Consider the following 25,344-nt stretch of genomic DNA (forward strand, 5'->3'; position numbering starts at 1 on the left):
GGCCGGTCGTCGGCACCGACAGAGCAACGTAGCGGCCTGCGACCATGGGGTGGTGCCTGTTTCGCTGGTGTTGACCTCCGACACGCACGTCCCTCAGCGGTCACGTGACGTACCTCATTCCCTGTGGGCCGCCATCGAGGCCGCCGACGTCGTCGTGCACGCCGGCGACTGGGTGGACGTCGCGCTGCTCGACCAGTTCGAGCGGCGCTCGCGGCGGCTCGTCGCGGTCCACGGCAACAACGACCACGGCCCGCTGCGCGAGCGGCTGCCGGAGGTGGCCCGCGTCGAGATCGAGGGGATCCGCCTCGCCGTCGTCCACGAGACCGGTGACCGGGCGGGGCGGGAGGCCCGCTGCGCCGCCCGGTTCCCCGACACCGACGTCCTCGTCTTCGGCCACAGCCACATCCCCTGGGACACCACGGCGGCCAACGGCCTCCGGCTGCTGAACCCCGGCTCGCCCACGGACCGTCGTCGCCAGCCCCACGGAACCTTCGTGACGGCGACGGCCGCCGACGGTGCCCTGCACGACCTCACCTTCCACGCGGTCCCGCCGCGCTCGTGACCCGTCCGCCGTTGCCGCCGCCCGCCGTGGCGCTGCTGGCCTGCCCCGTGTGCGGGGCCGGGTTGACCGCGGTCGACGGCGAGGCCGCGCTGCGGTGCGAGGGCGGGCACCTGTTCGACCGCGCCCGGCAGGGGCAGGTCAGCCTGCTGCCTCCGGGACACCGTCCGCCCTCGGGCGACTCGGCGGAGATGGTCGCCGACCGGGTGACGTTCCTGGACGGTGGCCACTACGACGGCATCAGCACGGCGCTGGCCGACGCGGTGACGGCGGGGGAGGAGACCCGAACGCTGCTCGACGTCGGCGGGGGCACCGGGCACCACCTCGCCCGGGTGCTCGAGCGGCTGCCCGGCGCGGTCGGGGTCGTGCTCGACTCGTCGCGCTACGCGGCCCGGCGGGCGGCGCGGGCGCACCCGCGGGCGATGGCCGTGGTCGCCGACAGCTGGGCGCGGTGGCCGGTGCGGGACGTCGTCGTCGACCGGGTACTGGTCGTGTTCGCGCCGCGCAACGGCGCCGAGACCGCCCGCGTGCTGACCCGGGACGGGCGGCTGGTCGTCGTCACGCCCGCGGCCGACCACCTGGCCGAGCTGATCGGGCCGCTGGGTCTGCTGCGCGTGGATCCCGACAAGGCCGCCCGGCTCGCGGCGAGCCTCGAACCGCACCTGGAGCCGGTGTCGGCGGTGGTCCACCGCGAGCAGCTCGAGCTCGACCACCCCGCCGTCGCCACCCTGGTCGGGATGGGCCCGCACGCCCGGCACCTGACCCCGCAGCGGCTCGCATCCGGGCTCGCCGGGCTGCCCCGGCCCGTCCGGGTCACCGTCGCGGTCGAGATCGCCTCCTACCGGCTGCCGGAGCGGCGCGGCGACGCGCCTGTCCAGGGGCCCGAAGTGTCGATCAGTGACCGTCTAAGCTGCGAGCCGTGACGATTGCTCCCGCGCCTATCGTGAGCCGGCCCAGCCCGGCTCGTGTGGTGGAGAAGGGTTCGCGGCTGTCGAACCTGCTCCGCACCACCGACCACAAGACCATCGGTCTGATGTACCTGACCACGTCGTTCGTGTTCTTCATGATCGGCGGCCTGATGGCGATGCTGATCCGTGGCGAGCTGGCGCGGCCGGGCATGCAGTTCCTGTCGCCGGAGCAGTACAACCAGCTGTTCACGATGCACGGCACGCTGATGCTGCTGATGTTCGCGACGCCGCTGTTCTTCGCGTTCACCAACTTGATCATGCCGCTGCAGATCGGGGCGCCCGACGTCGCGTTCCCGCGGCTGAACGCCTTCTCCTACTGGCTGTTCCTCATCGGCAGCCTCATCGTGCTGTCCGGGATCCTCACGCCCGGTGGCGCGCCCGACTTCGGCTGGACGGCCTACACGCCGCTGTCGTCGGGGGTCCACTCGCCGGGCGCCGGAGGCAACCTCTGGATCACCGGCCTGGCCGTCAGCGGTCTGGGCACGATCCTCGGTGGCGTCAACTTCATCGCCACGATCGTCTGCCTGCGCGCGCCGGGCATGACCATGTTCCGGATGCCGATCTTCACCTGGAACGCGCTGGTCACCAGCATGCTCATCCTGCTGGTCTTCCCGATCCTGACCGCCGCGCTGTTCGCGCTGCTGGCCGACCGCAACCTCGGTGCTCTCGTCTACTCGGCCGAGATGGGCGGGCCGATGCTGTGGCAGCACCTGTTCTGGTTCTTCGGGCACCCCGAGGTCTACATCATCGCGCTGCCGTTCTTCGGCATCATCACCGAGATCATCCCGGTGTTCAGCCGCAAGCCGCTGTTCGGCTACAAGGGCATGATCTTCGCGACGCTGGCGATCGGCTTCCTGTCGCTGGCCGTCTGGGCGCACCACATGTTCGCCACCGGCGCGGTGCTGCTGCCCTTCTTCGCGTTCCTGACCTACCTGATCGCCGTGCCGACCGGCATCAAGTTCTTCAACTGGATCGGCACCATGTGGCGGGGTCAGCTGACCTTCGAGACGCCGATGCTGTGGTCGATCGGCTTCATGGTCACCTTCCTCTTCGGTGGCCTGACCGGCGTGCTGCTGGCCAGCCCGCCGCTGGACTGGCACGTGCACGACTCGTACTTCGTCGTCGCGCACTTCCACTACGTCGTGTTCGGCACCGTGGTCTTCGCGGCCAACGCCGGCATCGCGTTCTGGTTCCCGAAGATGTGCGGCCGGCTGATGGACGAGCGGCTGGGCAAGCTGCAGTTCTGGATGACGTTCATCGGCTTCCACGGCACGTTCCTCATCCAGCACTGGCTGGGCAACGAGGGCATGGCCCGCCGCTACGCCGACTACCTGCCGTCCGACGGGTTCACGACCCTGAACATGATCTCGACGATCTTCTCGTTCGTCCTCGGGGCGTCGATGGTCCCGTTCGTCTTCAACGTCGTGAAGTCGTGGAAGTACGGGCGGCTCGCGCTGCGCGACGACCCGTGGGGCCACGGCAACTCGCTGGAGTGGGCGACGGCGTCCCCGCCGCCGCGGCACAACTTCGTCGAGATCCCCAAGATCCGCTCGGAGCGCCCGGCGTTCGAGGCCCACTACCCGCACCTGCTCGAGCGGCTGCAGGCCGAGGCCCACGCGGGCAAGCGGCACGAGCCCTACGTGTCCGAGCTGGGCGCCACGGCCGGTCGTCGTCAGGGCCCGAACGACCCCGACCCGACCTGATGAAGGACCCTCTCCTCCCCGCCCCTCGCACGCTCGGGGCGGGGCCCGGGAGAGGGCCGAAAGCGCTCCTCACGGTCTCGGGGGCTGACCGTCCGGGTGTCACGGCCCGGCTGTTCTCGGCTCTCGCCGGGGTCTCCGAGGGCGGGCCGGCGATCGAGGTGCTCGACATCGAGCAGGTCGTCGTGCACGGCCAGCTCGTGCTCGGCGTCGTCGTGGGCGCGCTCCCGGGGGGCGACGGCGCGGTGGTGCCCGAGGCCGAGTTGCTGGCCTGCCTGTCCCGGCTCGGGAACGACGTGGCCGCGGCGACCGGCGTCCGGGTGCAGGTCGAATCGGCCGCCGACCCCGAGCCGGTGCCCGTCCCCGCCGGGCGTCCGCACCACGTGATCGTGCTGGGCCGGCCGGTCCCGCCCGACGCGGTGGCCGGGGCGGCCCGCGCCATCGCCGGCATCGGCGGCAACATCGACGCGATCCGCCGGCTCTCCGACTACCCGGTCACCAGCTTCGAGCTGACCGTCACCGGCGCCGAGGCGACCGTCCTGCGCACCGCCCTCGCCTCGGTCGCGGCGACCACCGGCGCCGACATCGCGGTGGAACAGGTCGGGCTCGCCCGGCGCAGCAAGCGGCTGATCGTGCTCGACGTCGACTCCACGCTCGTGCGGGGCGAGGTCATCGACGAGCTCGCCGCCCGCGCCGGCCGGGCCGCCGAGGTCGCCCACATCACCGCGGCGGCGATGAACGGGGAGCTGGACTTCGCCGAGTCGCTGCGGGCCCGGGTGGCCACCCTGGCCGGCCTCCCGGTCGAGGTGCTCGACGAGGTGCGGGAAGCGCTGGAGCTCACCCCCGGCGCCCGCACCCTGATCCGCACGCTGCAGCGTCTGGGCTTCCGGTGCGGGATCGTCAGCGGCGGCTTCACCCAGATCACCGATCCGCTGGCCGAGACCCTGGGCCTGGACTTCGCCGCCGCCAACACCCTCGAGGTGAGCGACGGCAAGCTGACCGGGGGCCTGGTGGGCGAGATCGTCGACCGGCCCGGGAAGGCCCGCGCGCTGCAGCGCTTCGCCGCCGAGTACGGCATCCCGCTGGAGCAGACCGTGGCCGTCGGTGACGGCGCCAACGACCTCGACATGCTCAACACCGCCGGGCTGGGCATCGCGTTCAACGCCAAGCCGTTCGTCCGCGAGCAGGCGCACACCGCGCTCAACCAGCCCTACCTGGACGCGGTGCTGCAGGTCCTCGGCTTCACCCGCGACGAGGTCCTCGACGCCACATGATCTGTCGTCCTCCGGACGACACCGCGGCCAACAGCCCTCCCCTTGCCGTGCTGAGCCGCTTCTTCCGCTCCTCGGGGACCCTCCGGGCCCCCTCGTCCCGTCACCTCGCAGGGCGCCTCGCTAGGGGCGGTGGACCTCTCCGCACAGTTCGACGCCGGCGGAGCGCAACTGCTCCAGGGCCGCCTCGGTCGACGCCTCGGCCACGCCGGCGGTGAGGTCGAGCAGGACGCGGGTCGAGAACCCGTTGCCGACGGCGTCGAGCGCGGTCGCCCGCACACAGTGGTCGGTGGCGATGCCGACGACGTCGACGGAGTCCACGCCGCGCTCGCGCAGCCAGTCGGCCAGCGGGACGCCGTCGGCGCTGGCCTCGAAGCCGGAGTAGGCGGCGGCGTACTCGCCCTTGTCGAACACCGCCTCGAGCGGGCCGCGGTCGAGCGCCGCGTGCAGCTCGACGCCGCCGGTGCCGACCACGCAGTGCTCCGGCCAGGTCTCGAGGTAGTCGGGGTGGTCGGCGAAGTGGGAACCCGGGTCGATGTGGTGGTCGCGGGTCGCGACGACGTGCTCGTAGTCGCTCCCGGCGGCGCGGACGTGCGCGGTGATCGCCCGGGCGACGGCGGTGCCGCCGGCTACGGCCAGGCTGCCGCCCTCGCAGAAGTCGTTCTGCACGTCCACGACGATCAGTGCGCGGGTCATGTCGGCCTCCGGTCGGGATCGGCTCAGGTACGCAGTGTCTCCAACGCGGGCTCGCCGCCGGAGAGGGCCCAGGCTCCCGGCGGCAGGGCCTGGCGCACCTCGGCGTGGTGGGCCCGGGCCTGCTCCAGCGCCGCGCGCGGGTCGAGGTCCGAGCACGGCACCCCGCCCCGCACGAGGGGGACGACGAGGTCGCGGTCGCCGTCGCGGGGTTCGACCGGAGCCGCGCTGACCACCTCGCACACCGCCGTCCCGGCGTCGTCGTGGCGGCGCACGGCGTGCTTGCGACCGCCGATCGAATGCTTGCCCTCCGAGGCCTTCTCCACCGGCACGCCGTCGCGCTCGACGAGCTTGTAGACCATCGACGCGGTGGGCACCCCGGAGCCGGTGACCAGCCGGGTGCCGACCCCGAAGCCGTCGACGGGCGCGGCCATCATCCCGGCGATCGCGTACTCGTCGAGGTCGCTGGTGACGATGATCCGGGTGGAGGTCGCGCCCAGCTCGTCCAGCAGCGCCCGTGCCCGGACGGCCAGGGTGGGCAGGTCGCCGGAGTCCAGCCGGATCGCGCCGAGCTGGGGCCCGGCCACCTCCACCGCCGTCCGGATTCCCTGGTCCACGTCGTAGGTGTCGACGAGCAGCGTCGTCCCGACGCCCAGCGTGGCCACCTGGGAGCGGAACGCGGACTCCTCGTCGTCGTGCAGCAGCGTGAAGGCGTGCGCGCTGGTGCCCGTCGTCGGGACGCCGTAGCGGCGCCCGGCCTCCAGGTCGGAGCTCGCGGTGAAGCCGACCAGGTAGGCCGCCCGCGCCGCGGCGACCGCGGCCTCCTCGTGGGTGCGGCGGGCGCCCATCTCGATGCACGGTCGCCCGCCCGCCGTGCCCACCATTCGGGCCGCGGCCGAGGCGATGGCGGTGTCGTGGTTGAGGACGGACAGGACCAGGGTCTCGAGCAGCACCCCCTGGGCGAAGGGGGCCCGCACGGTGAACACCGGCGACCCCGGGAAGTACAGCTCCCCCTCGGCGTAGCCGTCGATGTCGCCGGTGAAGCGGAAGTCGGCCAGCCAGGCCAGCAGCCGCTCGTCGGTCAGCCCTTGCTCGCGCAGGCTGGCCAGCTCCCGGTCGCCGAACCGGAAGTGCGGCAGCAGGTCCAGCACCCGCCCGGTGCCCGCCACCACGCCGTAGCGGCGCCCGTGCGAGAGGCGGCGGGCGAAGACCTCGAACACGCAGTCGCGCTCGGCGGTCCCGTCGGCCAGCGCGGCGGCGACCATCGTGAGCTCGTACCGGTCGGTGAACAGGGCGGGAGCCGCGGCGGGGAGTTCCGAGGTCGGCATGGGGAGGGAGCCTAGGCGCGGCTGCGCCCGGCAGCAGATCGGCGTCCTATGGTGGACCCGTGGCCGGACCGCTCGCCCCGGAACGCACCCCGGACACCACCGTCGACGAGGAGTACGACCTCGACCGGCCGTGGGTCACCGTGGTGTGGAACGACCCGGTCAACCTGATGACCTACGTGACCTTCGTGCTGCAGGAGCTCTTCGGCTACGACGAGGCGACGGCGACCAAGCTCATGCTCCAGGTGCACCACGAGGGGAAGGCGATCGTGAGCTCCGGCCCGAGGGAACGCATGGAGCACGACACCAGCCGGCTGCACGCCTACGGCCTGTGGGCCAGCTACCAGAAGGACGCATGAGGACGCGTGACGAGGCCGGAGCACCGGTGACGCGACGATGAAGCCGTTCCGTGCCCGGGGCGGGGAGATCCTCGCCCGGGTCGACGCCGCCGAGGCCGGGGTGCTCGGGCTGCTCCTCGACCAGCTGGAGCACCTCCTCGAGGCCGACGACCTCCGCGACGACCCGGTGCTGGTCCGGCTGCTGCCCGACGGCCACCGCGGCGATCCGGAGATCGCGGCCGACTACCGGGGGATGACCGAGTCGGCGCTGCGCAGCGGCAAGACCGACGACCTCGCGATGGTGCGGGCGAGCCTGCCCGACGGCGGCGGAGAGCTGCGCCTCGACGCCGACCAGGCGGCCGCGTGGCTGCGCACGTCCAACGACCTGCGGCTGGCGCTGGGCACCCGTCTCGACGTCACCGAGGACACCGAGCCGCCCGAGGACATCACCGACGAGGAGGACCAGCAGCTGGCGGTGTACTACTGGCTCACCGGCCTGCAGGGCTCGCTCGTCGACGCGCTCGTCGCTGCTCGCGGCGGCCGAAGGTGAGCACGATCAGGGCGGCCAGCAGCAGGTCGAGGACGGCGAAGACGTAGACGGCGTTGTGCAGTTCGACGTCCTTGATCAGGGCGCCGATGCAGGAGACCAGCACCAGGGCCGAGAGGGCGAACACGAGCAGCAGGGTCACCGCGCGGAAGGTGATCAGCAGGACCAACGACGCGCGATCCGACGACTCCCCGGCGCTGTAGCCGCGGCGCCGCAGCAGGCCGCGTACGCCGAGGACCAGTGCGGGCAGCGGGAGCAGCACCACACCGGCGATGACGAGCGACGTGACCAGCACGAGGCTGGACCGTATCGGTAACCCGTCCGGAGGGTGACCGCCGGGACCACGGGACGGCGGGTCCGGCGCCCCGCCTAGGATGCGGGTGTGCTGCGCATCGACCGCGCGACCTACGACGCCATCGTGGCCCACGCCCGGGAGGACCATCCGGACGAGGCCTGTGGCGTCGTCGCCGGTCCCGAGGGCAGCGACCGGCCCGAGCGCTTCATCCCCATGCTCAACGCGGCCCGGTCGCCGACGTTCTACGAGTTCGACTCCGCCGACCTCCTGAAGCTCTACCGCGAGATGGACGACCGGGGCGAGGAGCCGGTGGTGATCTACCACTCGCACACCGCCACCGAGGCCTACCCGTCGCGCACCGACATCGGGTTGGCGCAGGAGCCGAACGCCCACTACGTGCTGGTCTCCACCCGCCACCACGAGCGGGAGACCGGCCTGGCCGGCGACGAGGTCGAGTTCCGCAGCTTCCGCATCGTCGACGGCGAGGTCAGCGAGGAGGAGGTCGAGGTCGTCGAGTCCTACCTCTTCGGCCATTCGCCGACCACCGTCGTCTACGACTGAGGTGACGTTGCCCGCTGTCCGGAATCCCGGGCCGCGGACGGGCGTTGGCCCCGATCAGACGCACGAACCGCTGCTCCCCGCAGCAGCGCCCCCTGACACCCCTCCAGAGGAGAACCGCACGCCATGGCCATCGAGGTCCGGATCCCGACCATCCTGCGCACCCACACCGGTGGCAACAAGACCGTCGAGGGCAGCGGGGACACGCTCGCCGCGCTCGTCGACGACCTCGACAGCAAGCACCCGGGCCTGAAGAACCGCCTGGTCACCGAGGAGGGCAAGCTCCACCGGTTCGTCAACGTGTACGTCAACGACGAGGACGTGCGCTTCACCGGCGCCCTCGACACCCAGGTCAAGGACGGCGACTCGGTGACGATCCTCCCGGCGGTCGCGGGCGGCTGACCGCCGTCTGCGTCCCGCTCCCCGACACGGAAGACGATCGATGGCCCGCTTCACCTCCCTCGTCGACTCGCTCGGCAACACCCCGCTCGTGGGGTTGCCGAACCTGTCGCCGTCCCCTGACGTGCGGCTGTGGGCCAAGCTCGAGGACCACAACCCCACCGGGTCCATCAAGGACCGGGCCGCCATCTCGATGGTCGAGGCGGCGGAGAAGGAGGGGAAGCTCAAGGCGGGCGACACGATCCTGGAGCCGACCAGCGGCAACACCGGGATCTCGCTGGCGATGGTCGCCCGGCAGCGGGGCTACCGGCTGATCTGCGTCATGCCGGAGAACACCTCGATCGAGCGGCGCCAGCTGCTGGAGATGTACGGCGCGCAGATCATCAGCTCCCCGGCGGCCGGCGGGTCCAACCAGGCGGTCGCCGTCGCCAAGGGCCTCGCCGCCGAGCACCCCGACTGGGTGATGCTCTACCAGTACGGCAACCCGGCCAACGCCGAGGCGCACTACACCGGCACCGGGCCCGAGATCCTGGCCGACCTGCCCTCGATCACGCACTTCGTCGCGGGCCTCGGGACGACGGGCACCCTGATGGGGGTCTCCCGGTACCTGCACGAGAAGAAGCCGGGCGTGAAGGTGATCGCCGCCGAGCCGCGCTACGGCGAGCTCGTCTACGGGCTGCGCAACATCGACGAGGGCTTCGTGCCCGAGCTCTACGACCCGACCCTGCTGGACTCGCGGTTCTCCGTGGGGCCCGAGGACGCGGTGCGCCGCACGCGGGAGCTCGTGGAGCGGGAGGGCATCTTCGCCGGCATCTCCACCGGTGCGATCCTGCACGCCGCGCTGGGCATCGCCGACAAGGAGGTGGCGGCCGGCCGCAAGGCCGACATCGCCTTCATCGTCTGCGACGGCGGCTGGAAGTACCTCTCCACCGGCGCGTACGCCGGCACCCTCGACGAGGCCACGGCCGCCCTGGAGGGCCAGCTCTGGGCCTGAGGCCTGGAGCGGCCGCCCGGGTCGCCGATCATCGGATCTGTGCACGGCCGTCGAGCGCGCCGCATCGTGTCGCGTGCACCAATCCGATGATCGGCCGCTGATGTCCTCGGGCTAGCCTGGCCCGCGACATGGGAAGCGGACTGGGCAGAGCCGATGCACCGATCGGCATCTTCGATTCGGGGGTCGGCGGGCTGACCGTCGCCCGGGCGGTGCTCGACCAGCTGCCGAACGAGGCGATCCGCTATGTCGGCGACACCGCCCACGGCCCCTACGGCCCGCTGCCCATCGCCGACGTCCGGCGGCACTCCCTGGCGGTCATGGACGGGCTGGTCGCCGACGGCGTGAAGATGCTCGTCGTCGCCTGCAACTCGGCCAGCGCGGCCAGCCTGCGCGACGCCCGGGAGCGCTACGACGTGCCCGTGGTCGAGGTGATCCTCCCGGCCGTCCGCCGCGCGACGGCGGCCACCCGCAACGGGAAGGTCGGGGTCATCGGGACGACGGCGACGATCACCAGCGGGGCCTACGAGGACGCCTTCGCCGCCGCGCCGCAGCTGTCGGTGGTCAGCGCGGCCTGCCCGAGCTTCGTCGACTTCGTCGAGCGCGGGGTCACCAGCGGCCGGCAGCTCCTCGGGCTGGCGCAGTCCTACCTCGACCCCCTGCTGGTGGCCGGCGTCGACACCGTCGTCCTCGGGTGCACGCACTACCCGCTGCTCACCGGTGTGCTCTCCCTCGTCCTCGGCGACGACGTGACGCTGGTGTCCAGCGCCGAGGAGACGGCGAAGGACGTCTACCGGGTGCTCACGCAGGCCGACCTGCTGCGCGACCCGGAGGCGCCGGCGCCGCAGCACGCCTTCCTGGCGACCGGCGACCCGGAGCCGTTCGCCCGCCTCGGCCGCCGCTTCCTCGGCCCGGAGATCGGTGCGGTGCTGCACGCCGCGACGGTGGGTGCCGCGTGAAGCTCACGATCGTCGGCTGCGCCGGCAGCGCGCCGGGCCCGGCCTCCCCGGCGTCGTGCTACCTGGTGGAGCACGACGGCTTCCGGCTGGTGCTGGACCTCGGCAACGGTTCGTTCGGGCCGCTGCAGAGCTACGCGGACCCGGCCGGCATCGACGCGGTCTTCCTCTCGCACCTGCACGCCGACCACTGCCTCGACGCCGCGCCGTTCGTCGTCTGGCACCGCTACTCCGGCCGCTCGACGAAGAAGCTCGTGCCGCTGTATGCGCCGGTCGGCGCCGAGCGGCGGCTGGCCCTGGCCTACGACCTCGACGGGGACGGGCTCACCGATGTGTTCGACTTCGTGCCGGTCGGCCCGGGCTCGTTTCCCCTCGGCCCGTTCGAGGTGACCCTCGCCCGCACCGCGCACCCGATCGAGTGCTACGCGATCCGGCTCAGCGCCGGTGGTCGGTCCCTGGTCTACACCGGCGACACCGGCCCCTGCGAGCGGGTCGTCGAGCTGGCCCGGGGGGCCGACCTGCTGCTGGCCGAGGCGGCCCACCCGCCGGGCCCGGGGCTGCCTCCCGGACTGCACCTGACCGGCCGGGAGGCCGGCGAGCACGCCGCGGCGGCCGGCGTCGGCCGGCTCCTGCTGACGCACGTGCCGTCGTGGGTGGACGAGATCGGGCAGCTGTTCGCCGCGAGCCAGGTCTTCCCCGAGACCGAACTCGTCCGGCCCGGCGCGACGTACGAGGTCTGAGAAGGGACCGCTCGCACGTTCGCGGCGGGGCCCCGCAGGAGGGCCGGTTGCCGGGCGGGCGCGGACGCGGCACGGTGAGCCTCGTGGAGGAGGAGCGCGACGGCGTCCGGCTGACCAGCCTCGACCAGCCGCTCGGCGACGGCCTCGACGTGACCAAGGGCGATCTCGTCGACTACCTGGACGCGGTCGCCGACCGGATAGTGCCGCTGCTGGCCGGCCGGCCCCTCTCGGTCAAGCGGGTGCGCCCGGGGCAGCCGCCGTTCATGCAGCGCAACGTGTCCAAGGGCGCGCCGGACTGGGTGCGGACCGTTCCGGTGTGGTCGGAGGGGTCGCACCGCGAGATCGCCCAGGTGCTCTGCGACGACCGGCGGACGCTGCTGTGGCTGGCCAACCAGCGCGCCGTCGAGTTCCACGTCCCCTTCTTCCGCGCCGGGGACGCCGAGCCGACCGGCCTGGTGCTCGACCTGGACCCGCCCGAGGGGGCCGACTTCGCGATGGTCGTCCGCGCCGCCCGGCTGGTCCGGCAGGCGCTCGAGGATTCCGGGCTCGCGGGTGCGGTGAAGACCAGCGGCTCGAAGGGCGTGCACGTCGTCGTCCCGGTCGCGGGGTCGCCGTTCGAGGACGTCGCCGCGGCCACGCGGGCGCTGGCCGCGCGCACGGAGCGGCTCGATCCCGAGCTCGCGACGACCGCGTACATCAAGGCCGATCGCGGCGGGAGGGTCTTCGTCGACTCCACCCGGTCGGGGCAGTCGACGATCGTGGCCGCCTACAGCCCCCGCATCCGGCCCGGGCTCCCGGTGTCCGCCCCGGTCGGGTGGGCTGCGCTGGACGACGTTCGGCCGGAGGACTTCACCGTGCGGTCCCAGGGGTTCCCGTCCGAGTGGGCCGCCGAGCTGCCCGAGCCGCAGAGCCTCCCCGACGACCTGGTGGCGGAGGGGCACACCATCCCGATCGCGCGGGTGGCCGCGATGCACGAGGGGAAGCGGCGCAAGCGGGAGCGGGAGGCCGCCGACGACGGCTGACCGCCGTCCCCAGGGAGGCACTCGATCCACAGATCTGTCGACGGCGGCCGATCTGTCGGTGCCGCGGCGCACGCTCTCCGCATGACGCAGGACCCGCAGACCGTCGCCTGGCTCGACCAGGAGGACGCGCGACTGGCCCAGATGATCCGCGCGCACCGCTGGGCGGTGCAGTACGTCGCCGCCGGCGAGGAGCCCGGTGAGCCGTCGTTCGGCTACACGATCGGGCTCTTCGGGCTCGGGCATCCCGAACTGGTCGTCGTCGGCTCGGGCTGCGACAACACGCACGGCATGCTCAACCGGGTGGCGGGCATGGTCGCCGACGGTCGTGATCTGGTCGTCGGCGAGATGCTCCAGTGGCCCGACTGGGCCGGCCGGCTGGTGGTCGAGCACCTGCCCAACCCGGGCGAGGTCCTGCTCGGCGCCAACCGCTTCTACGAGCGGCCCGCCGAGTACTCCGTGCCGGCCTACCAGCTCACCTGGAACCACGCCGACGGGCTCTTCCCGTGGGACGACGGCTACGCGTGCGGTCCGGAGTGCCAGCCGCGGCCCGGTACGTGGCGGGCCTGAGATGGGGTCAGCGGGCGGTGATCTCCCGGCGGCCCTCCTCCGACCAGAGCGTGTGGAAGGAGCCGGCCCGGTCGACCCGGTGGTAGGTGTGCGAGCCGAAGAAGTCCCGCAGCCCCTGGATCAGCGCAGCCGACGACCGCTCGGCGCGCAGCCCGTCGTAGTAGGCCAGCGCGCTGGCGAAGCCCGGGGCGGGAATGCCGCTCCGGGCCGCCTCCACGACGACACGGCGCCACCCCTCCTGCCCGTCGGCGACGGCGTCGCGGAAGTAGGAGTGGGTGAGCAGCGTCGTCAGGTCGGGCTCGTCGGCGAACGCCTGCCGGATCCGGTCGAGGAAGCGGGCGCGGATGATGCAGCCGCCGCGCCAGATCGTGGCCAGCGCGCCCAGGTCGATGCTCCAGCCGTGCGCGACGGCGCCGGCGGCGATCTGGTCGAACCCCTGCGCGTAGGCGACGACCTTGGAGGCGTAGAGCGCCTGCCGGACCGCCTCCACGAAACCGTCGCGGTCCTCGATGTCGGCGCCGCCCCCGGCCGGTGCGGCCAGCACCTTCTGCGCCGCGGCCCGCTGCTCGGCGTGCCCCGAGAGGGCGCGGGCGAAGACGGCCTCGGCGATGCCGCTCACCGGCACCCCGAGGTCGAGCGCCGACTGCACGGTCCAGCGCCCGGTCCCCTTCTGCTCGGCGGCGTCCATGACGACGTCGACGAACGGCCGACCGGTGCCGGCGTCGACGTGGCCGAGCACCTCGGCGGTGATCTCGACCAGGTAGGACTCCAGGTCGCCGGCGTTCCAGCCGGCGAAGACCTCGCCGATCTCCGCGGGGGTCATGCCCAGCCGCAGCCTCAGCAGGTCGTAGGCCTCGGCGATCAGCTGCATGTCGGCGTACTCGATGCCGTTGTGCACCATCTTCACGAAGTGGCCCGCGCCGTCGCTGCCGACGTGCGTGCAGCAGGGTGTGCCGTCGACGACCGCGGCGATGCTCTCCAGCATCGGGCCGACCAGCGCGTACGCCTCGGCCGAGCAGCCGGGCATGATGCTCGGCCCGAGCAGGGCGCCCTCCTCGCCGCCGCTGACCCCGCACCCGACGAAGTGCAGCCCGGTGGTGCTCAGCGCCGCGGCGCGCCGGATCGTGTCGTCGTAGCGGGCGTTCCCGCCGTCGATCACGACGTCGCCCTCGTCGAGCAGCGGAACCAGTTCGTCGATGACCGCATCGGTGGCCGGCCCGGCCTGGACCATGATCATGACGCGGCGGGGGCGCTGTAGGGCGGCGACGAACTCCTCCATCGTCTCCGCACGCACGAAGTCGCCTTCTCCGCCGTGCGCGGCCAGCAGCGCGTCGGTGCGTGCCGTGGTGCGGTTGTGCGCGACGACCTGGTGCCCGTGCCGGGCGAAGTTGCGGGCCAGGCTGGCGCCCATCGTGGCCAGCCCGGTGACGCCGATCTGCTCGCTCATGGCGCGCATCGTGCCGGACCGCGGTGTCCCGCGGACCGGTCGGCGTCGCGGGAGATCAGGGGTCAGCCGAGTCCGAGTTCGCGGCGCAGCTTGGCGACGTGCCCGGTGGCCTTCACGTTGTAGGAGGCCTGCTCGATCCGGCCCTCGGCGTCGACGATGAAGGTCGACCGGATGACCCCGATGACCTCCTTGCCGTACAGCTTCTTGGGGCCGTACGCGCCGTAGGCCGAGAGCACGGCCTTGTCGGGGTCGGAGACCAGCGTGATGCCCAGGTTCTCCTTCTCCCGGAACCGCATGAGCTTCGCGGGCTCGTCGGGGGAGATGCCGATGATGTCCAGCCCTGCCTCGGCCAGCTCGCCGGCCGCGGCGGTGAAGTCGACGGCCTGCGTGGTGCAGCCCGGGGTCAGCGCCGCCGGGTAGCAGTAGACGATGACCCGCCGGCCCCGGTGGTCGGCGAGGGACACGAGGTTGCCGTCGGCGTCGGGCAGCGTGAAGTCCGGAGCCGGGTCACCGGGCGCCAGGCGGACGGGAGCGGCGTCGGTCGCGGTCATGGCCACATCCTGCCGTGTGCGGGCCCGTCGTCGTCACCCGGCGGTCCCCGCCGGCAGCCTCGGCCAGGTGACTCGGCCAGCAGACTCGGCCAGGAGACTCAGCCGGCGAGGAACGAGAACCGCACGTGCCGCTGGTGGTTGTCGGTGTTCGTGTCGACCAGGCAGATCCGCTGCCAGGTGCCCAGCTGCAGGTACCCCTCGAGCACCGGGATGCTGGCGTGCGGCGGGACGAACGCCGGCAGGACGTGGTCGCGGCCGTGGCCGGGGGAGCCGTGCCGGTGCCGCCAGCGGTCGTCGCGGGGGAGCAGCGCATCGATCTGGGCGAGCAGGTCCTCGTCGCTGCCCGAGCCGGTCTCGATGATCGCGATGCCTGCGGTCGCGTGGGGGACGAAGACGTGCAGCAGCCCGTCGCCCTCCCCGCGCACGAAGTCGGCGCAGTCGTCGGTCAGGTCGACCACCACCGGGACGCCGCCGGTCCGCACGGCTCGCAGTTCGGAACGCATGGATGCAGATCTAAGCCGTTCGCCGTCGAGCCGCGAGCCGCGAGCCGGGGGCCGCGAGCCGGGGGAGGGGGCCTCCCCGGTCGGGCACCACCCGGCAGGGGGCGGCGCCCGACCGCGGCCCGGCCCGTAGGGTCGCGATGTGCAGCGCCCCGACGGCCGTGCGGCCGACCAACTCCGTCCGGTGACCATCACGCGCAACTGGCTCGACCACGCCGAGGGGTCGGTGCTCGTCGAGTTCGGCCGTACGCGCGTGCTGTGTGCCGCGAGCGTCACCGAAGGTGTGCCCCGGTGGCGGCGCGGCTCGGGCCTGGGCTGGGTCACGGCCGAGTACTCGATGCTGCCGCGCGCCACTCACACCCGCAGCGACCGCGAGTCGGTGAAGGGCCGCATCGGTGGCCGCACCCACGAGATCAGCCGGCTGATCGGCCGCTCGCTGCGCGCCTCGATCGACCTCGCCGCGCTGGGGGAGAACAGCATCGCCATCGACTGCGACGTCCTGCAGGCCGATGGAGGCACCCGTACCGCGGCGATCACCGGCGCCTATGTCGCGCTCGCCGACGCCGTCACCTGGCTCGGGGAGCGCAAGAAGCTCGCCAAGGCGAACGCGATCGTGCAGTCGGTCGCCGCGGTGAGCGTCGGCGTCGTCGACGGGGAGCCGCGCCTCGACCTCGCCTACGAGGAGGACGTCAGCGCCGGCACCGACATGAACGTCGTGTGCACCGGCGACGGCGGCTTCGTCGAGGTGCAGGGGACGGCGGAGGGCGCCGTCTTCGACCGCAAGACCCTGGACCAGCTGCTAGACCTCGCGGTCGCCGGCTGCGCCGAGCTGACCCGGCTGCAGGCCGACGCGCTCGCACGATGAGCGTGCGGCTGCTCCTGGCCACCCGGAACGGCGGCAAGCTCGCCGAGCTGCGACGCCTGCTGGAGGCCGCCGTCCCCGGCGTGGAGGTCGTCGGGCTCGGCGACGTCGAGGACTACCCCGAGGCACCCGAGTCGGGCGCGACGTTCGCCGAGAACGCGTTGCTGAAGGCGCGCGAGGCGGCCCGGTACACCGGGCTGCCGGCCGTCGCCGACGATTCCGGGCTGACGGTCGACTCGCTGAACGGCATGCCCGGCGTGCTGTCGGCGCGGTGGTCGGGGCGGCACGGTGACGACGACGCGAACACCGCGCTGCTGCTCGGGCAGATCGCTGACGTCCCTGACGAGCGCCGGGGCGCCGCGTTCGTGTGCGCCGCCGCCCTGGTCACCCCCGACGGCAGCGAGCACGTGCTGGAGCGGGAGTGGCGAGGTCGGGTGATCCGCGAGAAGCGGGGCACGAACGGCTTCGGCTACGACCCGGTGTTCGTGCCCGAGGGGCTCGAGGTCACCTCCGCGGAGCTCGCGCCCGAGGAGAAGGACGCTCGCAGCCACCGGGGGCAGGCCTTCGTGGCCCTCGTCCCGGTGATCGCCGACGTGCTGGGCGCCCGTCAGTCCTGAGCGGACTCGAAGCCGAGCCAGTCGAAGGCGTCGACCTCGTCGCGCGCGGGGTCGAATGCCTCGCGGCTCCACTCCGGCTCGGCGTGCCTGCCGCCGCCGGCGGCGATCTGCTCGCTGGTCAGGAACTCGACCGCTCCGGGCACCTCGGGAGCGCGGTGCCGGCCGCCGGCGGGCGCGGGTGCTCCGGAGGCGTGCACGGGACGGGCGATGGCCGCCTGCAGCCAGGGGCGCGAGGACGCGGTGCTGGTCATGCAAGCTCAGTCGGTCGTGCGGCGCGCTCACCTCAGCGATGTCGGGCGGGGCGCCACCCCTCCGGGTGAGACGACGCGACCCGGCCGCGGGATCGCACGAGTGCGCGACCCGGCCGCGTAGGGTCCCGCCGACGACGGCTCTGTCGTCGGCGGCCGGCGTCTGGCGAGGAGGACCTGGGTGTACGCGGACCGCAACGCCTGGATCACGTCGTTGCGACCCGGGGCGATGGGGTACCGGCGGGCCGACTTCCTCCGTGGCGGGTTCGGGGCCCTGGTCGGCATCGCGCTGGCGAGCCTCGCCGCCCAGGCCGTGCCCGGTGGGCCGGCCATGCTCCCGTTCATCGTGGCGCCGATGGGCGCGAGCGCGGTGCTGCTCTTCGCCGCCCCTGCGAGCCCGCTGGCCCAGCCCTGGTCGCTGCTGGTCGGCAACGTGGTGTCGACGGCGGTCGGCATCGGCGCCGCCCAGGTCTTCGACAGCGTGACCCTGGCCGCCGCGGTGGCCGTGGCCGTGGCGATCCCGCTGATGATGGCGTTGCGCTGCGTCCACCCTCCGGGTGGTGCGTGCGCGCTGTTCGCGGCGGTCGGCAGCTCGGCGGTGGCGGAGCAGGGCTTCGCCTTCGCGCTGTGGCCGGTCGGGGTCAACACCGTCGTGCTGCTGGTGGTGGCCGCACTGGTCAACAACCTGACCGGCCGGCCCTACCCGCACGTGCCCCCACCACCGCCGCCGCCGCAGGGCACCGATGCCGCGCCGAGCCAGCGGGTCGGCGTCCAGACCGAGGACATCCGGCAGGCCATGGCCCGGCTCGACCGAGGGCTCGACATCATGCCGGGCGACGTGATGACCCTCGTCCGGGAGGCCGAGGCGCACGCGCTCGACCGTCGGTTCGGCCAGCTCACCTGCGGCACGCTGATGGCCCGCGACGTCCAGACCGCCCGGCCCGGCGACACGATCTACCGGGCTCGCATGATCATGAACAACCACCACGTGAAGGTCGTCCCGGTGATCGACGACGATCGGCACGTGGTCGGCATCGTGACCGTCTACGACCTGTTCAACCTCGACGTCGTCGACCTCGACCCGATCTCGAAGATCATGACCAGCCCGGTCACCACGGTCACCGTCGACACCCCGGTCTCCGAGCTCGTCGGGCTGATGACCGACCTCGGCCTCCGGCACCTCCCGGTGGTCGACGCCGACGGCCGGATGGCCGGGATCATCACCCGCACCGAGCTCATCGCCGTCCTGCACCAGGCGTTGGTGGAGTCCTAGCTCCGACGCGCGACGACGACGAACGCGATCGCACCCACGGCGACCTCGGCCGCGAGCAGCAGGGCGAGCACCATCTCCACCGCCGCACCGAGCCCGATCGCGATCGCCGCGACACCGGTCAGCGGGACCGCCAGCAGACCGAGGACGGCCAGCGCGCGGGTGAGCACCGCGTCGTCCCGCTCGTCGCCGGTCTGGGTCCATGCGCGCTCGAACGTGCTCGCCCGGCCGGGGCTGCGGGTCGCCCGCCACCACATGACCGCGCCGCCGAGCATCGCGACCGCCGCTCCCACCAGGAAGCCCGAGCCCATGTTGCCCGGGGCGTGCTCGCGGAGCAGGAGCCCGGTCGCGATCACGAGGGCCAGCACGGCGAGGGCGCCGCCCACGATCGGGGGCGTCGGCTTGTGGGTGCGTCCATCAGTCGACATGGAAGATCTCCTCGACGGTGCGGTGGAAGTGACGGGCGATGGCGATGGCGAGCGGGAGCGACGGGTCGTAGCGACCGGTCTCGATCGAGTTGACCGTCTGCCGGGAGACCTCCAGCGCCCCGGCGAGCTCGCGCTGGGACAGGCCGGCGGCCAGTCGGAGCTCGCGGACGTCGTTGCGCACCGGGCCTCCCTCCAGGACAAGTTCGCTTGACAGGTAAAGCCTGCTTGACGCAGGGGTGCGGTGTCAAGCCTGCTTGACCTGTCGCGTGTCGGGGTCACTCGAGGGGCGCTGATCGGCGGGGCAGGGTGGCCGAGCTGACAGTGAGCGGTCGGTAACGTGCGGGCATGGAGACCGTCCGCCTGCTGCTCGTGGTCCTGCACGTCCTCGGCCTCTCGCTGATCATCGGCCCGTTCCTGTTCCAGGTCAGCCGGAAGGTCGATCTGGACACGCGGCTGATGTGGATCGGTGCGATCACACAGCTCGTCACGGGTCTCGCCCTGGTCGGCGTCCGCCAGGCGACCGATCTGCCCGTCGACAACACCAAGATCGCGGTCAAGCTCGTCGTCGCCGTCCTCGTGCTCGTCGCGGTGTGGATGGCGGGGCGGAAGCGGGCGGCCGACGCGGCCTCGAAGGCGGCGCTGCCGTGGTTCCACACCGCGGGCGCCCTGGCCATCGTGAACGTGGTGGTCGCGGTCCTCTGGACCTGACCAGGCCAACCGCCAGGAGCCGCCCGGTCCGCGGCGTCGCTACCATCGCCGGGTGGCCAGCGGCGACCCGATGAGCGCCACCCGGGCTTCCGAGCACCCGGCGCTGACGCCGACCGAGCGCGCCGCGCTGGGGCGGCGCGCGCAACTCCTGGCGGGTGCGTCGGTCACCTACAACGTGCTCGAGGCCGTCATCGCGGTGACGGCGGGCATCGCGGCGGGCTCAGTCGCGCTCGTGGGATTCGGCCTGGATTCCGTCGTCGAGGTCTCCAGCGGTCTGATCATCCTGTGGCAGTTCCGCCATCGGCTGCCCGAGTCGCGCGAGCGACAGGCCCTGCGGCTGATGGCGTTCTCGTTCTTCGCGCTCGCCGCCTACGTGACCGTCGAATCCGTCCGCGCGCTCTTCGGTGGGGATCCGGAGCCGTCGCCGGTCGGCATCGGCCTGGCGATCGCGTCGCTGATCGTCATGCCGTTCCTCTCGTGGGCGCAGCGGCGGACCGGACGGGCGCTCGGCTCGCACGCCGTCGTCGCCGACAGCACCCAGACGCTCCTGTGCACCTATCTGTCCGCCGTCCTGCTCGTCGGGTTGGTCCTCAATGCGACCCTCGGCTGGGGCTGGGCGGATCCGCTGGCCGGGCTCGTCATCGCCGGCGTCGCGGTCAGGGAAGGCATCGAAGCCTGGCGCGGAGAAGGATGCTGCGCCCCCGGGGTCGGCCGGATCGCCGATGCCAGGGGTGAGGCCTGCGGGTGCGCGGACGGCTGCCGCGACGCCTGCTGCGCGCCCCCGGAGGCCTGACGGCCGGCGTCCTGGAGCGGGGCCACGCCTGACCGCCAGGGAGTGGGGGGCGGACCCTGTGCGGTGGGGTGAACACCGTACGTCACAACATCCCGGTCCGAAAGGCTCACGGGAGAAAATGACATCCATGTATTTCTGTGGCGCAAGTCACACAGGCCTCTGACCTGCGGAAGCCCCTCACGGGCGTGGCGCGCCGGTTGACGACTACTCGTTGCTCATGTTCAGTCACGATCCTGTAACGAGTTGACGAACCTTTCCGTCTCAGGAGCCCCCCGGCATGCGCCATCGCGACGTCACACCGCTGCACACCCGTCGGGGCACGCTGCTCGCCCGCCTCTCGGGACGGCTGCAGCCGCGCAGCGGACTCCTGCTCACCGCTGCCGTGGTCCTCGCCGTCATGGCGGGCGCCGGGATCGTCGTCCCGACGGGGGGCGGCGGTTCGGTGGTCCAGACCGTCGACGCAGCCGCCTTCCAGCCGGTCGTCGGCCACGACGGTCGGGCCCAGCGTGCGGAGCGTCCCGCGCCTGCCTGCACCGTCACCCTGCCGCGCCCCCTGCTCGCGTTGTTCGGCCACCGCGTGCGGATGATGCTCGCGCGACACTTCGCCGCACACCCGCTCTGCGCTCCCGGCGTCGCCACCTCTGCCGCGGCCCCGGCGACGGCCGTCGTCTCCCAGGAGGCGGCGACGGAAGCGCCGACTCCCGCGTCGTCGGACTCGTCGGCCGCAGCCGTCCCTGCTCCCGCGCCTGCGCCGAATGCGACGCCGGCTCCGGTCTCCGGTGACACTGCATGGGGCTCGTCGGTGATGCCGTACGGCAGCGAGACCTACGCGCAGGCGTTCGCACGCACCGCTGCGCAGCTACGGCCCCAGGTGATCCGCTTCTTCAACCCCGGTGGGCCGTCCTGGCCGAGCAGGACCGGAGACGCTCCGCTGGTCATCTCGTTCAAGCTCCCGCCGCGCGACGTCATCGCCGGCCGGCACGACGCCCAGCTCGCCGCCTTCTTCGCCGCGACGCCGCGGCCGACGTACTGGACCTACTGGCACGAGCCCGAGGACGACCGGGAGCGCGGCGCGTTCAGCCCTGCCGACTACCGCGCCGCATGGGCGCACATCGCCGCCATCGCCGACGCCTCCGGGAAGCCGCTCCGCGCGACCCTGATCCTGATGGCCTGGACCGCCAAGCCCGCCTCGCACCGCACCTGGACCGACTACTACGCCGGCCCCGAGGTGATCGACGTCCTCGCCTGGGACGCCTACGCGCACGGTTCCGGAGCGACGCCGGAGGCGGTGTACGGGGCCGCTCGGAGCGTGTCGGAGCAAGCGGGCAAGCCCTGGGCCATCGCCGAGACCGGCGTCGCCGCCTCCCAGTTCAGCCCCGCCGCGCGCCAGGCCCTCCTGACGGAGATGTCGCGCTACCTGGCCACCTCGAACCCTCGGCCGGAGTTCGTGACCTACTTCGACAGCGATCCCGATGCGCCCAACATCCAGTACGGATGGAACATCTCCCGCGACCCGGCCGCCGCAGCGGCCTGGCTCGCGGGGCAGGCCGGCTGACCCGCTCCGACGCCCCTCCAGGGGGCCGGACAATTGCTTCGCGCCGGACCGCCGTGCGGGAGGGGGGAGTCGAACCCCCACGCCCGAAGGCACCAGATCCTAAGTCTGGCGTGGCTGCCGTTACACCACTCCCGCGTGGACCAGGAGTCTAGGAGTCCCCCGGCCGGGTGCCCGGCGGCGGAGTCGGTGCGCTGAGCTGGTCGTCGTCTGGCAGGCTGTCGCCGTGCCTCGCGACCCACGACAGATCCAGCTCGAGATCGACGCCGCCCGCGAGTCGCTGGCCGCCACCCTCGACCAGCTGACGTACCGCACCAGCCCGTCCCGGCTGAAGGCCCAGGGCAAGGACGCGGTCGTGCGCTGGCTGCAGACCCCCGCCGGCAAGGCGACCGTCGGCGCGGTCGGCGTGCTCGTGACCTTCGTGATCGTGCAGAAGATCCGGCACCGCAAGGACTGAGCATCCCGTGCGCCCTGATCCGATCGGCCCGGGGCAGGAGTCGGTCTGGGACTACCCCCGCCCGCCGTCGGCCGACGTGACCGACCGGCACGTCGTCGTCGAATGGGGCGGGCGGGTGCTCGCCGACACGCGGCGGGCGGTCCGCGTCTGCGAGACCAGCCACCCGCCGGTCTACTACGTCCCGCGCGCCGACGTCGCCGCCGGCGTCCTCGAGCGGGCCGGTGGCGGCTCGTGGTGCGAGTGGAAGGGGACGGCGACCTACTGGGACGTCGTCGTCGACAACCGTCGGCTGCCCGCCGTGGCGTGGTCCTACGAGGACCCCAGCCCCGGCTACGAGCACCTGCGCGGCGCCGTGGCGTTCTATCCCGGCCGGGTCGACCGCGCGCTGGTCGACGGGGAGCAGGCGCGACCGCAGCCGGGCAGCTTCTACGGCGGCTGGATCACCGACGACGTCGTCGGACCATTCAAGGGCGAGCCCGGCACGTCGGGCTGCTGACTCCCGTCAGCGCGACGTGGCGACGGCGTTGCGGATCACCGGCAGGACCACGGTCTCGAGCACCTCGTCGGCGACGTCGTCGTCGACCGGCCGGCCCGTGATCAGCCATCGCTGCACCAGCAGCGCGCTCACCGACTCCGCGATCAGCCGGTGGCCCACGCCGGCCGGCACTTCACCGCGCCGCTCGGCCCGCGCCCACACCTCGTCGACCCCGTCCCGCCAGACGCTGACCGGCCCGGTCCGGAACGCCTCGGCCAGCGCCGGGTGGTGCGGGATCGTGGAGAGCAGCGAGCGGATCGCCGCCCCGGTGGGGCCGGTGATCACCGACACGTACCCGTGCATGAGCGACCGGAGGTCGCCCTCGAGCGAGCCGGTGTCGGCCGGGACCGCGCCGACCGCGGCCAGGTCGCCGATCGTGTCGACGACGAGGTCCTGCTTGGTGCGCCAGCGCCGGTAGATCGTCGCCTTGCCGACGCCCGCCTCGGAGGCCACGGCGTCCATGGTCAACGCTCCGTAACCGACCTCGGCGAGCAGCCGCAGGATCGCTGCTCGGATCACGCCGTCTCGGCTGGGGTCCCGCGGCCGCCCCCCGCGGCTCGGTCGGGCTACGTCGGTGGTCAGTGCGGCCATGACTCTGACCTTAAGACATTAAAGTCCGGTTGGTCCCACAACTTCCCTCGCGGTTGTCACCGCGTCACTCGGATGTGCGCCGCGCGCCTGTTTCGCTCACACGCCGTGGTCGGTCATCCTGCGACGGTGGGGACCGTCGGCGGGCACTGGGATGTCCCCGGACGGGCGACCCGCGCGTTGTTCGCCACCCCGGTGGAACACCTGCTGCCGACGATCACCCGCATGGCGACGGCCCCGGGCCTGCGCGTCTACACCGCACCGCAGCTGCTCGACGTCATCGACACCCTCGGCGGTCGGGCCCTCGACCGGCTCTTCTCGCGGCTGGCCCGGGAGCTGACCCCCGCCGAGCTCGAGGCCACGCGCGTGCTGGCCGACCCTCCGGACGACGGGACGACGCTCACCGCCCGGCTGCTCACCGCGCCGTCCCTGGCCGTCGAGCTGGCACGGCGCGGCGTGACCGCCGAGGTCGGCGTTCTCGCCGAGGCCGAGTTCTGGTCGGTCTACCAGCCGATCGTCTCGCTGGCCGACCGCGCCGTGGTCGCCCACGAGGCCCTGCTGCGTGGCGCCGTCGACGGCCGGGAGGTCGGCGGGGGTGACCTGTTCTTCGTGGCCGAGTCGGCCGGCTGGCTCGACCGGCTCGACCGCCTCGCCCGCAAGTCGGCGGTCGCCGGCGCGGCGCCCTGGCTGGGGGACGACGACCTGTACGTCAACTTCCACCCGGCGTCGATCTACCGCCCGCAGGTGTGCCTCGCGAGCACCGAGGCGGCCGTGCACGACACCGGCATCGCGGCGAGCCAACTGGTCGTCGAGGTGGTCGAGTCGCACGCCGCCACCGACCGCGGCCACCTGGTCTCGATCCTCGAGCACTACCGCTCGCTCGGCTGGCGGGTCGCCCTCGACGAGGTCGGCGCCGGCTGGTCGAGCCGGTCGCTGCTGGCCGCCGTCCGGCCCGACGTCGTGAAGCTCGACAAGGCGCTCGTGCAAGCACTGCCCGACGACGGCGCCCGCACGGTCCTGCGCGCGGTCACCGATCTCGCGCACCGTCAGGGCGCGGTCGTCGTCGCCGAGGGCATCGAGACCGAGCGGCTCGCCGACGAGGTGAGCGCCCTGGGGATCGACCTCGGGCAGGGGTGGCTGTTCGGCCGACCGGTGCGGCCGGAGCAGCCGGTCGAGGAACCCGAGACGCGCTGGCAGCCGGTCGAGCGGGTGCCCGTCAGTGGAGCCCCCAGCCGGTGAGCACCGGCCGGGCGTGCTCGTGGCCGAGCACCCCGTAGCTCCCGGCCGGCAACGCGAACAGCGCGCCGGCCTGCGGTTCCAGCCCGAGCCAGCGGGCGGTGAGCACCCGCAGGACGTGCCCGTGTGCGACGAGGACGACGTCGCCGTCGGCCAGGTGCCCGCGGGCCCGGTCCAGTACGCGGTCGACCCGCGCGCCGACGGCAGCCAGCGTCTCGCCCGGTGTCGTGCCGGGCACGATGCCGTCCCGCCAGACCGACCACTCGCGGCCCAGCTCCGCGCTGATCTCGGCCGTGGTCCGGCCCTCGTAGCCGCCGTAGTCGATCTCGACCAGGTCGTCGTCGACGGCGGTCGCCGTCAGGCCGGCCAGCTGCGCGGTGCGGCGCGCCCGTTGCCGGGGGCTGACCCACACCTCGGCGAAGGAGCGCTGCGCGAACGTGGCGCGCAGGCGCTGCGCCTGCTCCTCGCCCTCGGGCAGCAGCGGCAGGTCCGTGACGCCGGTGTGCTGCCCGCTGCGGCTCCACTCGGTCTGCCCGTGCCGGAGCACGATGATCTCCCCGACCCGCCCACCGAGAACCTCGCCCATCCGGCCATCGAACACGCAACGGGGAACACCCGCGCGG

General features: G+C 72.9%; 32 protein-coding genes, 1 tRNA gene and 1 pseudogene. 22 read left to right on the plus strand and 12 right to left on the minus strand.

Annotated features, from left to right (window positions below; all coding sequences use genetic code 11):
* Positions 1–52 precede the first annotated feature (52 nt).
* The 4 genes and pseudogenes from ABD644_RS19060 to serB all read left to right on the plus strand — a co-directional run bounded on the left by ABD644_RS19060 (position 53) and on the right by serB (position 4,501).
* Positions 53–562, plus strand: coding sequence for a metallophosphoesterase family protein (locus ABD644_RS19060; protein WP_344690621.1), 510 nt, complete (start codon positions 53–55; stop codon positions 560–562).
* A gap of 11 nt (positions 563–573) precedes the next feature.
* Positions 574–1,386: pseudogene (locus ABD644_RS19065) on the plus strand (putative RNA methyltransferase); the annotation flags it as partial.
* Between the two features lie 116 nt (positions 1,387–1,502).
* Positions 1,503–3,230, plus strand: a complete 1,728-nt coding sequence (gene ctaD / locus ABD644_RS19070; RefSeq protein ID WP_486303489.1) for an aa3-type cytochrome oxidase subunit I — start codon at positions 1,503–1,505, stop codon at positions 3,228–3,230.
* On the plus strand, positions 3,230–4,501 hold the full coding sequence (serB, locus tag ABD644_RS19075) for a phosphoserine phosphatase SerB (RefSeq protein WP_344690624.1): 1,272 nt from the start codon (positions 3,230–3,232) through the stop codon (positions 4,499–4,501). The genes ctaD and serB overlap by 1 nt, the downstream gene beginning before the upstream one ends.
* A gap of 120 nt (positions 4,502–4,621) precedes the next feature.
* On the opposite strand, the gene ABD644_RS19080 is transcribed toward serB, so the two are convergent.
* Positions 4,622–5,194, minus strand: a complete 573-nt coding sequence (locus ABD644_RS19080; RefSeq protein WP_344690625.1) for an isochorismatase family protein — start codon at positions 5,192–5,194, stop codon at positions 4,622–4,624.
* A gap of 23 nt (positions 5,195–5,217) precedes the next feature.
* Positions 5,218–6,519, minus strand: a complete 1,302-nt coding sequence (locus tag ABD644_RS19085; RefSeq protein ID WP_344690626.1) for a nicotinate phosphoribosyltransferase — start codon at positions 6,517–6,519, stop codon at positions 5,218–5,220.
* 59 nt (positions 6,520–6,578) lie between these two features.
* On the opposite strand from ABD644_RS19085, the gene clpS reads away from it, so the two are divergent.
* Together clpS and ABD644_RS19095 are read left to right on the plus strand one after the other, a co-directional pair.
* Complete coding sequence (gene clpS, locus ABD644_RS19090; protein ID WP_344690627.1) at positions 6,579–6,875, plus strand: ATP-dependent Clp protease adapter ClpS; 297 nt, start codon at positions 6,579–6,581, stop codon at positions 6,873–6,875.
* 37 nt (positions 6,876–6,912) lie between these two features.
* Positions 6,913–7,404, plus strand: a complete 492-nt coding sequence (locus ABD644_RS19095) for a DUF2017 family protein (RefSeq protein WP_344690628.1) — start codon at positions 6,913–6,915, stop codon at positions 7,402–7,404.
* On the opposite strand, the gene ABD644_RS19100 is transcribed toward ABD644_RS19095, so the two are convergent.
* The gene (locus tag ABD644_RS19100; RefSeq protein WP_344690630.1) at positions 7,343–7,696 is read right to left on the minus strand and encodes a hypothetical protein; all 354 of its coding nucleotides are present in this window, start codon (positions 7,694–7,696) and stop codon (positions 7,343–7,345) included. The genes ABD644_RS19095 and ABD644_RS19100 overlap by 62 nt on opposite strands.
* Before the next feature lie 87 nt (positions 7,697–7,783).
* Between ABD644_RS19100 and ABD644_RS19105 the strand changes: the two genes are divergently transcribed.
* The 7 genes from ABD644_RS19105 (at position 7,784) to ABD644_RS19135 (ending at position 12,929) form a co-directional block, all read left to right on the plus strand.
* A complete protein-coding gene (locus ABD644_RS19105) occupies positions 7,784–8,257 on the plus strand; it encodes a M67 family metallopeptidase (RefSeq protein WP_344690631.1) in 474 nt (157 codons plus the stop codon).
* A gap of 123 nt (positions 8,258–8,380) precedes the next feature.
* Positions 8,381–8,656 carry a ubiquitin-like small modifier protein 1 gene (locus ABD644_RS19110; protein ID WP_344690632.1) on the plus strand — a complete coding sequence of 92 codons (276 nt, stop codon included), beginning with the start codon at positions 8,381–8,383 and terminating at the stop codon, positions 8,654–8,656.
* 40 nt (positions 8,657–8,696) lie between these two features.
* Complete coding sequence (locus tag ABD644_RS19115) at positions 8,697–9,647, plus strand: PLP-dependent cysteine synthase family protein (protein WP_344690633.1); 951 nt, start codon at positions 8,697–8,699, stop codon at positions 9,645–9,647.
* 128 nt (positions 9,648–9,775) lie between these two features.
* Complete coding sequence (gene murI / locus ABD644_RS19120) at positions 9,776–10,603, plus strand: glutamate racemase (protein WP_344690634.1); 828 nt, start codon at positions 9,776–9,778, stop codon at positions 10,601–10,603.
* On the plus strand, positions 10,600–11,340 hold the full coding sequence (locus ABD644_RS19125) for an MBL fold metallo-hydrolase (RefSeq protein ID WP_344690636.1): 741 nt from the start codon (positions 10,600–10,602) through the stop codon (positions 11,338–11,340). The genes murI and ABD644_RS19125 overlap by 4 nt, the downstream gene beginning before the upstream one ends.
* A 74-nt stretch (positions 11,341–11,414) precedes the next feature.
* Complete coding sequence (locus ABD644_RS19130; protein ID WP_344690637.1) at positions 11,415–12,362, plus strand: DNA polymerase domain-containing protein; 948 nt, start codon at positions 11,415–11,417, stop codon at positions 12,360–12,362.
* 81 nt (positions 12,363–12,443) lie between these two features.
* The gene (locus tag ABD644_RS19135; protein WP_344690638.1) at positions 12,444–12,929 is read left to right on the plus strand and encodes a DUF4262 domain-containing protein; all 486 of its coding nucleotides are present in this window, start codon (positions 12,444–12,446) and stop codon (positions 12,927–12,929) included.
* Positions 12,930–12,936: 7 nt separating this feature from the next.
* On the opposite strand, the gene gndA is transcribed toward ABD644_RS19135, so the two are convergent.
* From gndA to ABD644_RS19150, 3 genes are all read right to left on the minus strand, one after another.
* A complete protein-coding gene (gndA, locus tag ABD644_RS19140) occupies positions 12,937–14,376 on the minus strand; it encodes an NADP-dependent phosphogluconate dehydrogenase (RefSeq protein WP_344690640.1) in 1,440 nt (479 codons plus the stop codon).
* Between the two features lie 62 nt (positions 14,377–14,438).
* Positions 14,439–14,927: a thioredoxin-dependent thiol peroxidase gene (gene bcp, locus ABD644_RS19145; RefSeq protein WP_344690641.1), complete on the minus strand. Its 489-nt coding sequence runs from the start codon at positions 14,925–14,927 to the stop codon at positions 14,439–14,441.
* A gap of 98 nt (positions 14,928–15,025) precedes the next feature.
* Entirely contained in the window at positions 15,026–15,430 is a 405-nt protein-coding gene (locus ABD644_RS19150) for a YjbQ family protein (RefSeq protein ID WP_344690642.1), read from the minus strand.
* 139 nt (positions 15,431–15,569) lie between these two features.
* Between ABD644_RS19150 and rph the strand changes: the two genes are divergently transcribed.
* On the plus strand, positions 15,570–16,292 hold the full coding sequence (rph, locus tag ABD644_RS19155) for a ribonuclease PH (protein WP_344690643.1): 723 nt from the start codon (positions 15,570–15,572) through the stop codon (positions 16,290–16,292).
* The gene (rdgB, locus tag ABD644_RS19160; protein WP_344690645.1) at positions 16,289–16,906 is read left to right on the plus strand and encodes an RdgB/HAM1 family non-canonical purine NTP pyrophosphatase; all 618 of its coding nucleotides are present in this window, start codon (positions 16,289–16,291) and stop codon (positions 16,904–16,906) included. Before rph ends, rdgB begins: the two co-directional genes overlap by 4 nt.
* Here rdgB and ABD644_RS19165 read toward each other — a convergent pair.
* The gene (locus tag ABD644_RS19165; protein WP_344690646.1) at positions 16,897–17,157 is read right to left on the minus strand and encodes a hypothetical protein; all 261 of its coding nucleotides are present in this window, start codon (positions 17,155–17,157) and stop codon (positions 16,897–16,899) included. The two genes, rdgB and ABD644_RS19165, sit on opposite strands and share 10 nt — an antisense overlap.
* Positions 17,158–17,335: 178 nt before the next feature.
* Here ABD644_RS19165 and ABD644_RS19170 point away from each other — a divergent pair, with 178 nt between their 5' ends.
* Positions 17,336–18,427, plus strand: a complete 1,092-nt coding sequence (locus ABD644_RS19170; protein WP_344690647.1) for an HPP family protein — start codon at positions 17,336–17,338, stop codon at positions 18,425–18,427.
* Here the strand turns inward: ABD644_RS19170 and ABD644_RS19175 are convergent.
* Both ABD644_RS19175 and ABD644_RS19180 read right to left on the minus strand, forming a co-directional pair.
* On the minus strand, positions 18,424–18,852 hold the full coding sequence (locus tag ABD644_RS19175) for a hypothetical protein (protein WP_344690648.1): 429 nt from the start codon (positions 18,850–18,852) through the stop codon (positions 18,424–18,426). The genes ABD644_RS19170 and ABD644_RS19175 overlap by 4 nt on opposite strands.
* A complete protein-coding gene (locus ABD644_RS19180) occupies positions 18,842–19,033 on the minus strand; it encodes a helix-turn-helix transcriptional regulator (protein WP_344690649.1) in 192 nt (63 codons plus the stop codon). Before ABD644_RS19180 ends, ABD644_RS19175 begins: the two co-directional genes overlap by 11 nt.
* Positions 19,034–19,197: 164 nt before the next feature.
* Between ABD644_RS19180 and ABD644_RS19185 the strand changes: the two genes are divergently transcribed.
* From ABD644_RS19185 to ABD644_RS19195, 3 genes are all read left to right on the plus strand, one after another.
* Positions 19,198–19,560 carry a hypothetical protein gene (locus ABD644_RS19185; RefSeq protein ID WP_344690650.1) on the plus strand — a complete coding sequence of 121 codons (363 nt, stop codon included), beginning with the start codon at positions 19,198–19,200 and terminating at the stop codon, positions 19,558–19,560.
* A 52-nt stretch (positions 19,561–19,612) separates the two neighbouring features.
* Entirely contained in the window at positions 19,613–20,353 is a 741-nt protein-coding gene (locus tag ABD644_RS19190) for a cation diffusion facilitator family transporter (RefSeq protein WP_344690651.1), read from the plus strand.
* 277 nt (positions 20,354–20,630) lie between these two features.
* A complete protein-coding gene (locus ABD644_RS19195; protein ID WP_344690652.1) occupies positions 20,631–21,908 on the plus strand; it encodes a glycoside hydrolase family 26 protein in 1,278 nt (425 codons plus the stop codon).
* Positions 21,909–21,962: 54 nt separating this feature from the next.
* On the opposite strand, the gene ABD644_RS19200 is transcribed toward ABD644_RS19195, so the two are convergent.
* A tRNA-Leu gene (locus ABD644_RS19200) sits at positions 21,963–22,043 on the minus strand.
* Between the two features lie 88 nt (positions 22,044–22,131).
* Here ABD644_RS19200 and ABD644_RS19205 point away from each other — a divergent pair.
* On the plus strand, positions 22,132–22,362 hold the full coding sequence (locus ABD644_RS19205; protein WP_344690653.1) for a DUF3618 domain-containing protein: 231 nt from the start codon (positions 22,132–22,134) through the stop codon (positions 22,360–22,362).
* Positions 22,363–22,369: 7 nt separating this feature from the next.
* On the plus strand, positions 22,370–22,858 hold the full coding sequence (locus ABD644_RS19210) for a DUF427 domain-containing protein (RefSeq protein ID WP_344690654.1): 489 nt from the start codon (positions 22,370–22,372) through the stop codon (positions 22,856–22,858).
* Positions 22,859–22,864: 6 nt separating this feature from the next.
* Here the strand turns inward: ABD644_RS19210 and ABD644_RS19215 are convergent, their stop codons facing one another.
* On the minus strand, positions 22,865–23,416 hold the full coding sequence (locus ABD644_RS19215; RefSeq protein WP_344690655.1) for a TetR/AcrR family transcriptional regulator: 552 nt from the start codon (positions 23,414–23,416) through the stop codon (positions 22,865–22,867).
* 198 nt (positions 23,417–23,614) lie between these two features.
* Between ABD644_RS19215 and ABD644_RS19220 the strand changes: the two genes are divergently transcribed.
* The gene (locus ABD644_RS19220; protein ID WP_344690656.1) at positions 23,615–24,724 is read left to right on the plus strand and encodes an EAL domain-containing protein; all 1,110 of its coding nucleotides are present in this window, start codon (positions 23,615–23,617) and stop codon (positions 24,722–24,724) included.
* On the opposite strand, the gene ABD644_RS19225 is transcribed toward ABD644_RS19220, so the two are convergent.
* Positions 24,702–25,307 (minus strand): histidine phosphatase family protein, encoded by a 606-nt coding sequence (locus ABD644_RS19225; protein WP_344690657.1) that lies wholly within the window; start codon positions 25,305–25,307, stop codon positions 24,702–24,704. The two genes, ABD644_RS19220 and ABD644_RS19225, sit on opposite strands and share 23 nt — an antisense overlap.
* Between the last annotated feature and the right edge of the window lie 37 nt (positions 25,308–25,344).

This window comes from Blastococcus jejuensis (assembly GCF_039534705.1).
Classification (GTDB): Bacteria; Actinomycetota; Actinomycetes; order Mycobacteriales; family Geodermatophilaceae; genus Blastococcus_B; species Blastococcus_B jejuensis.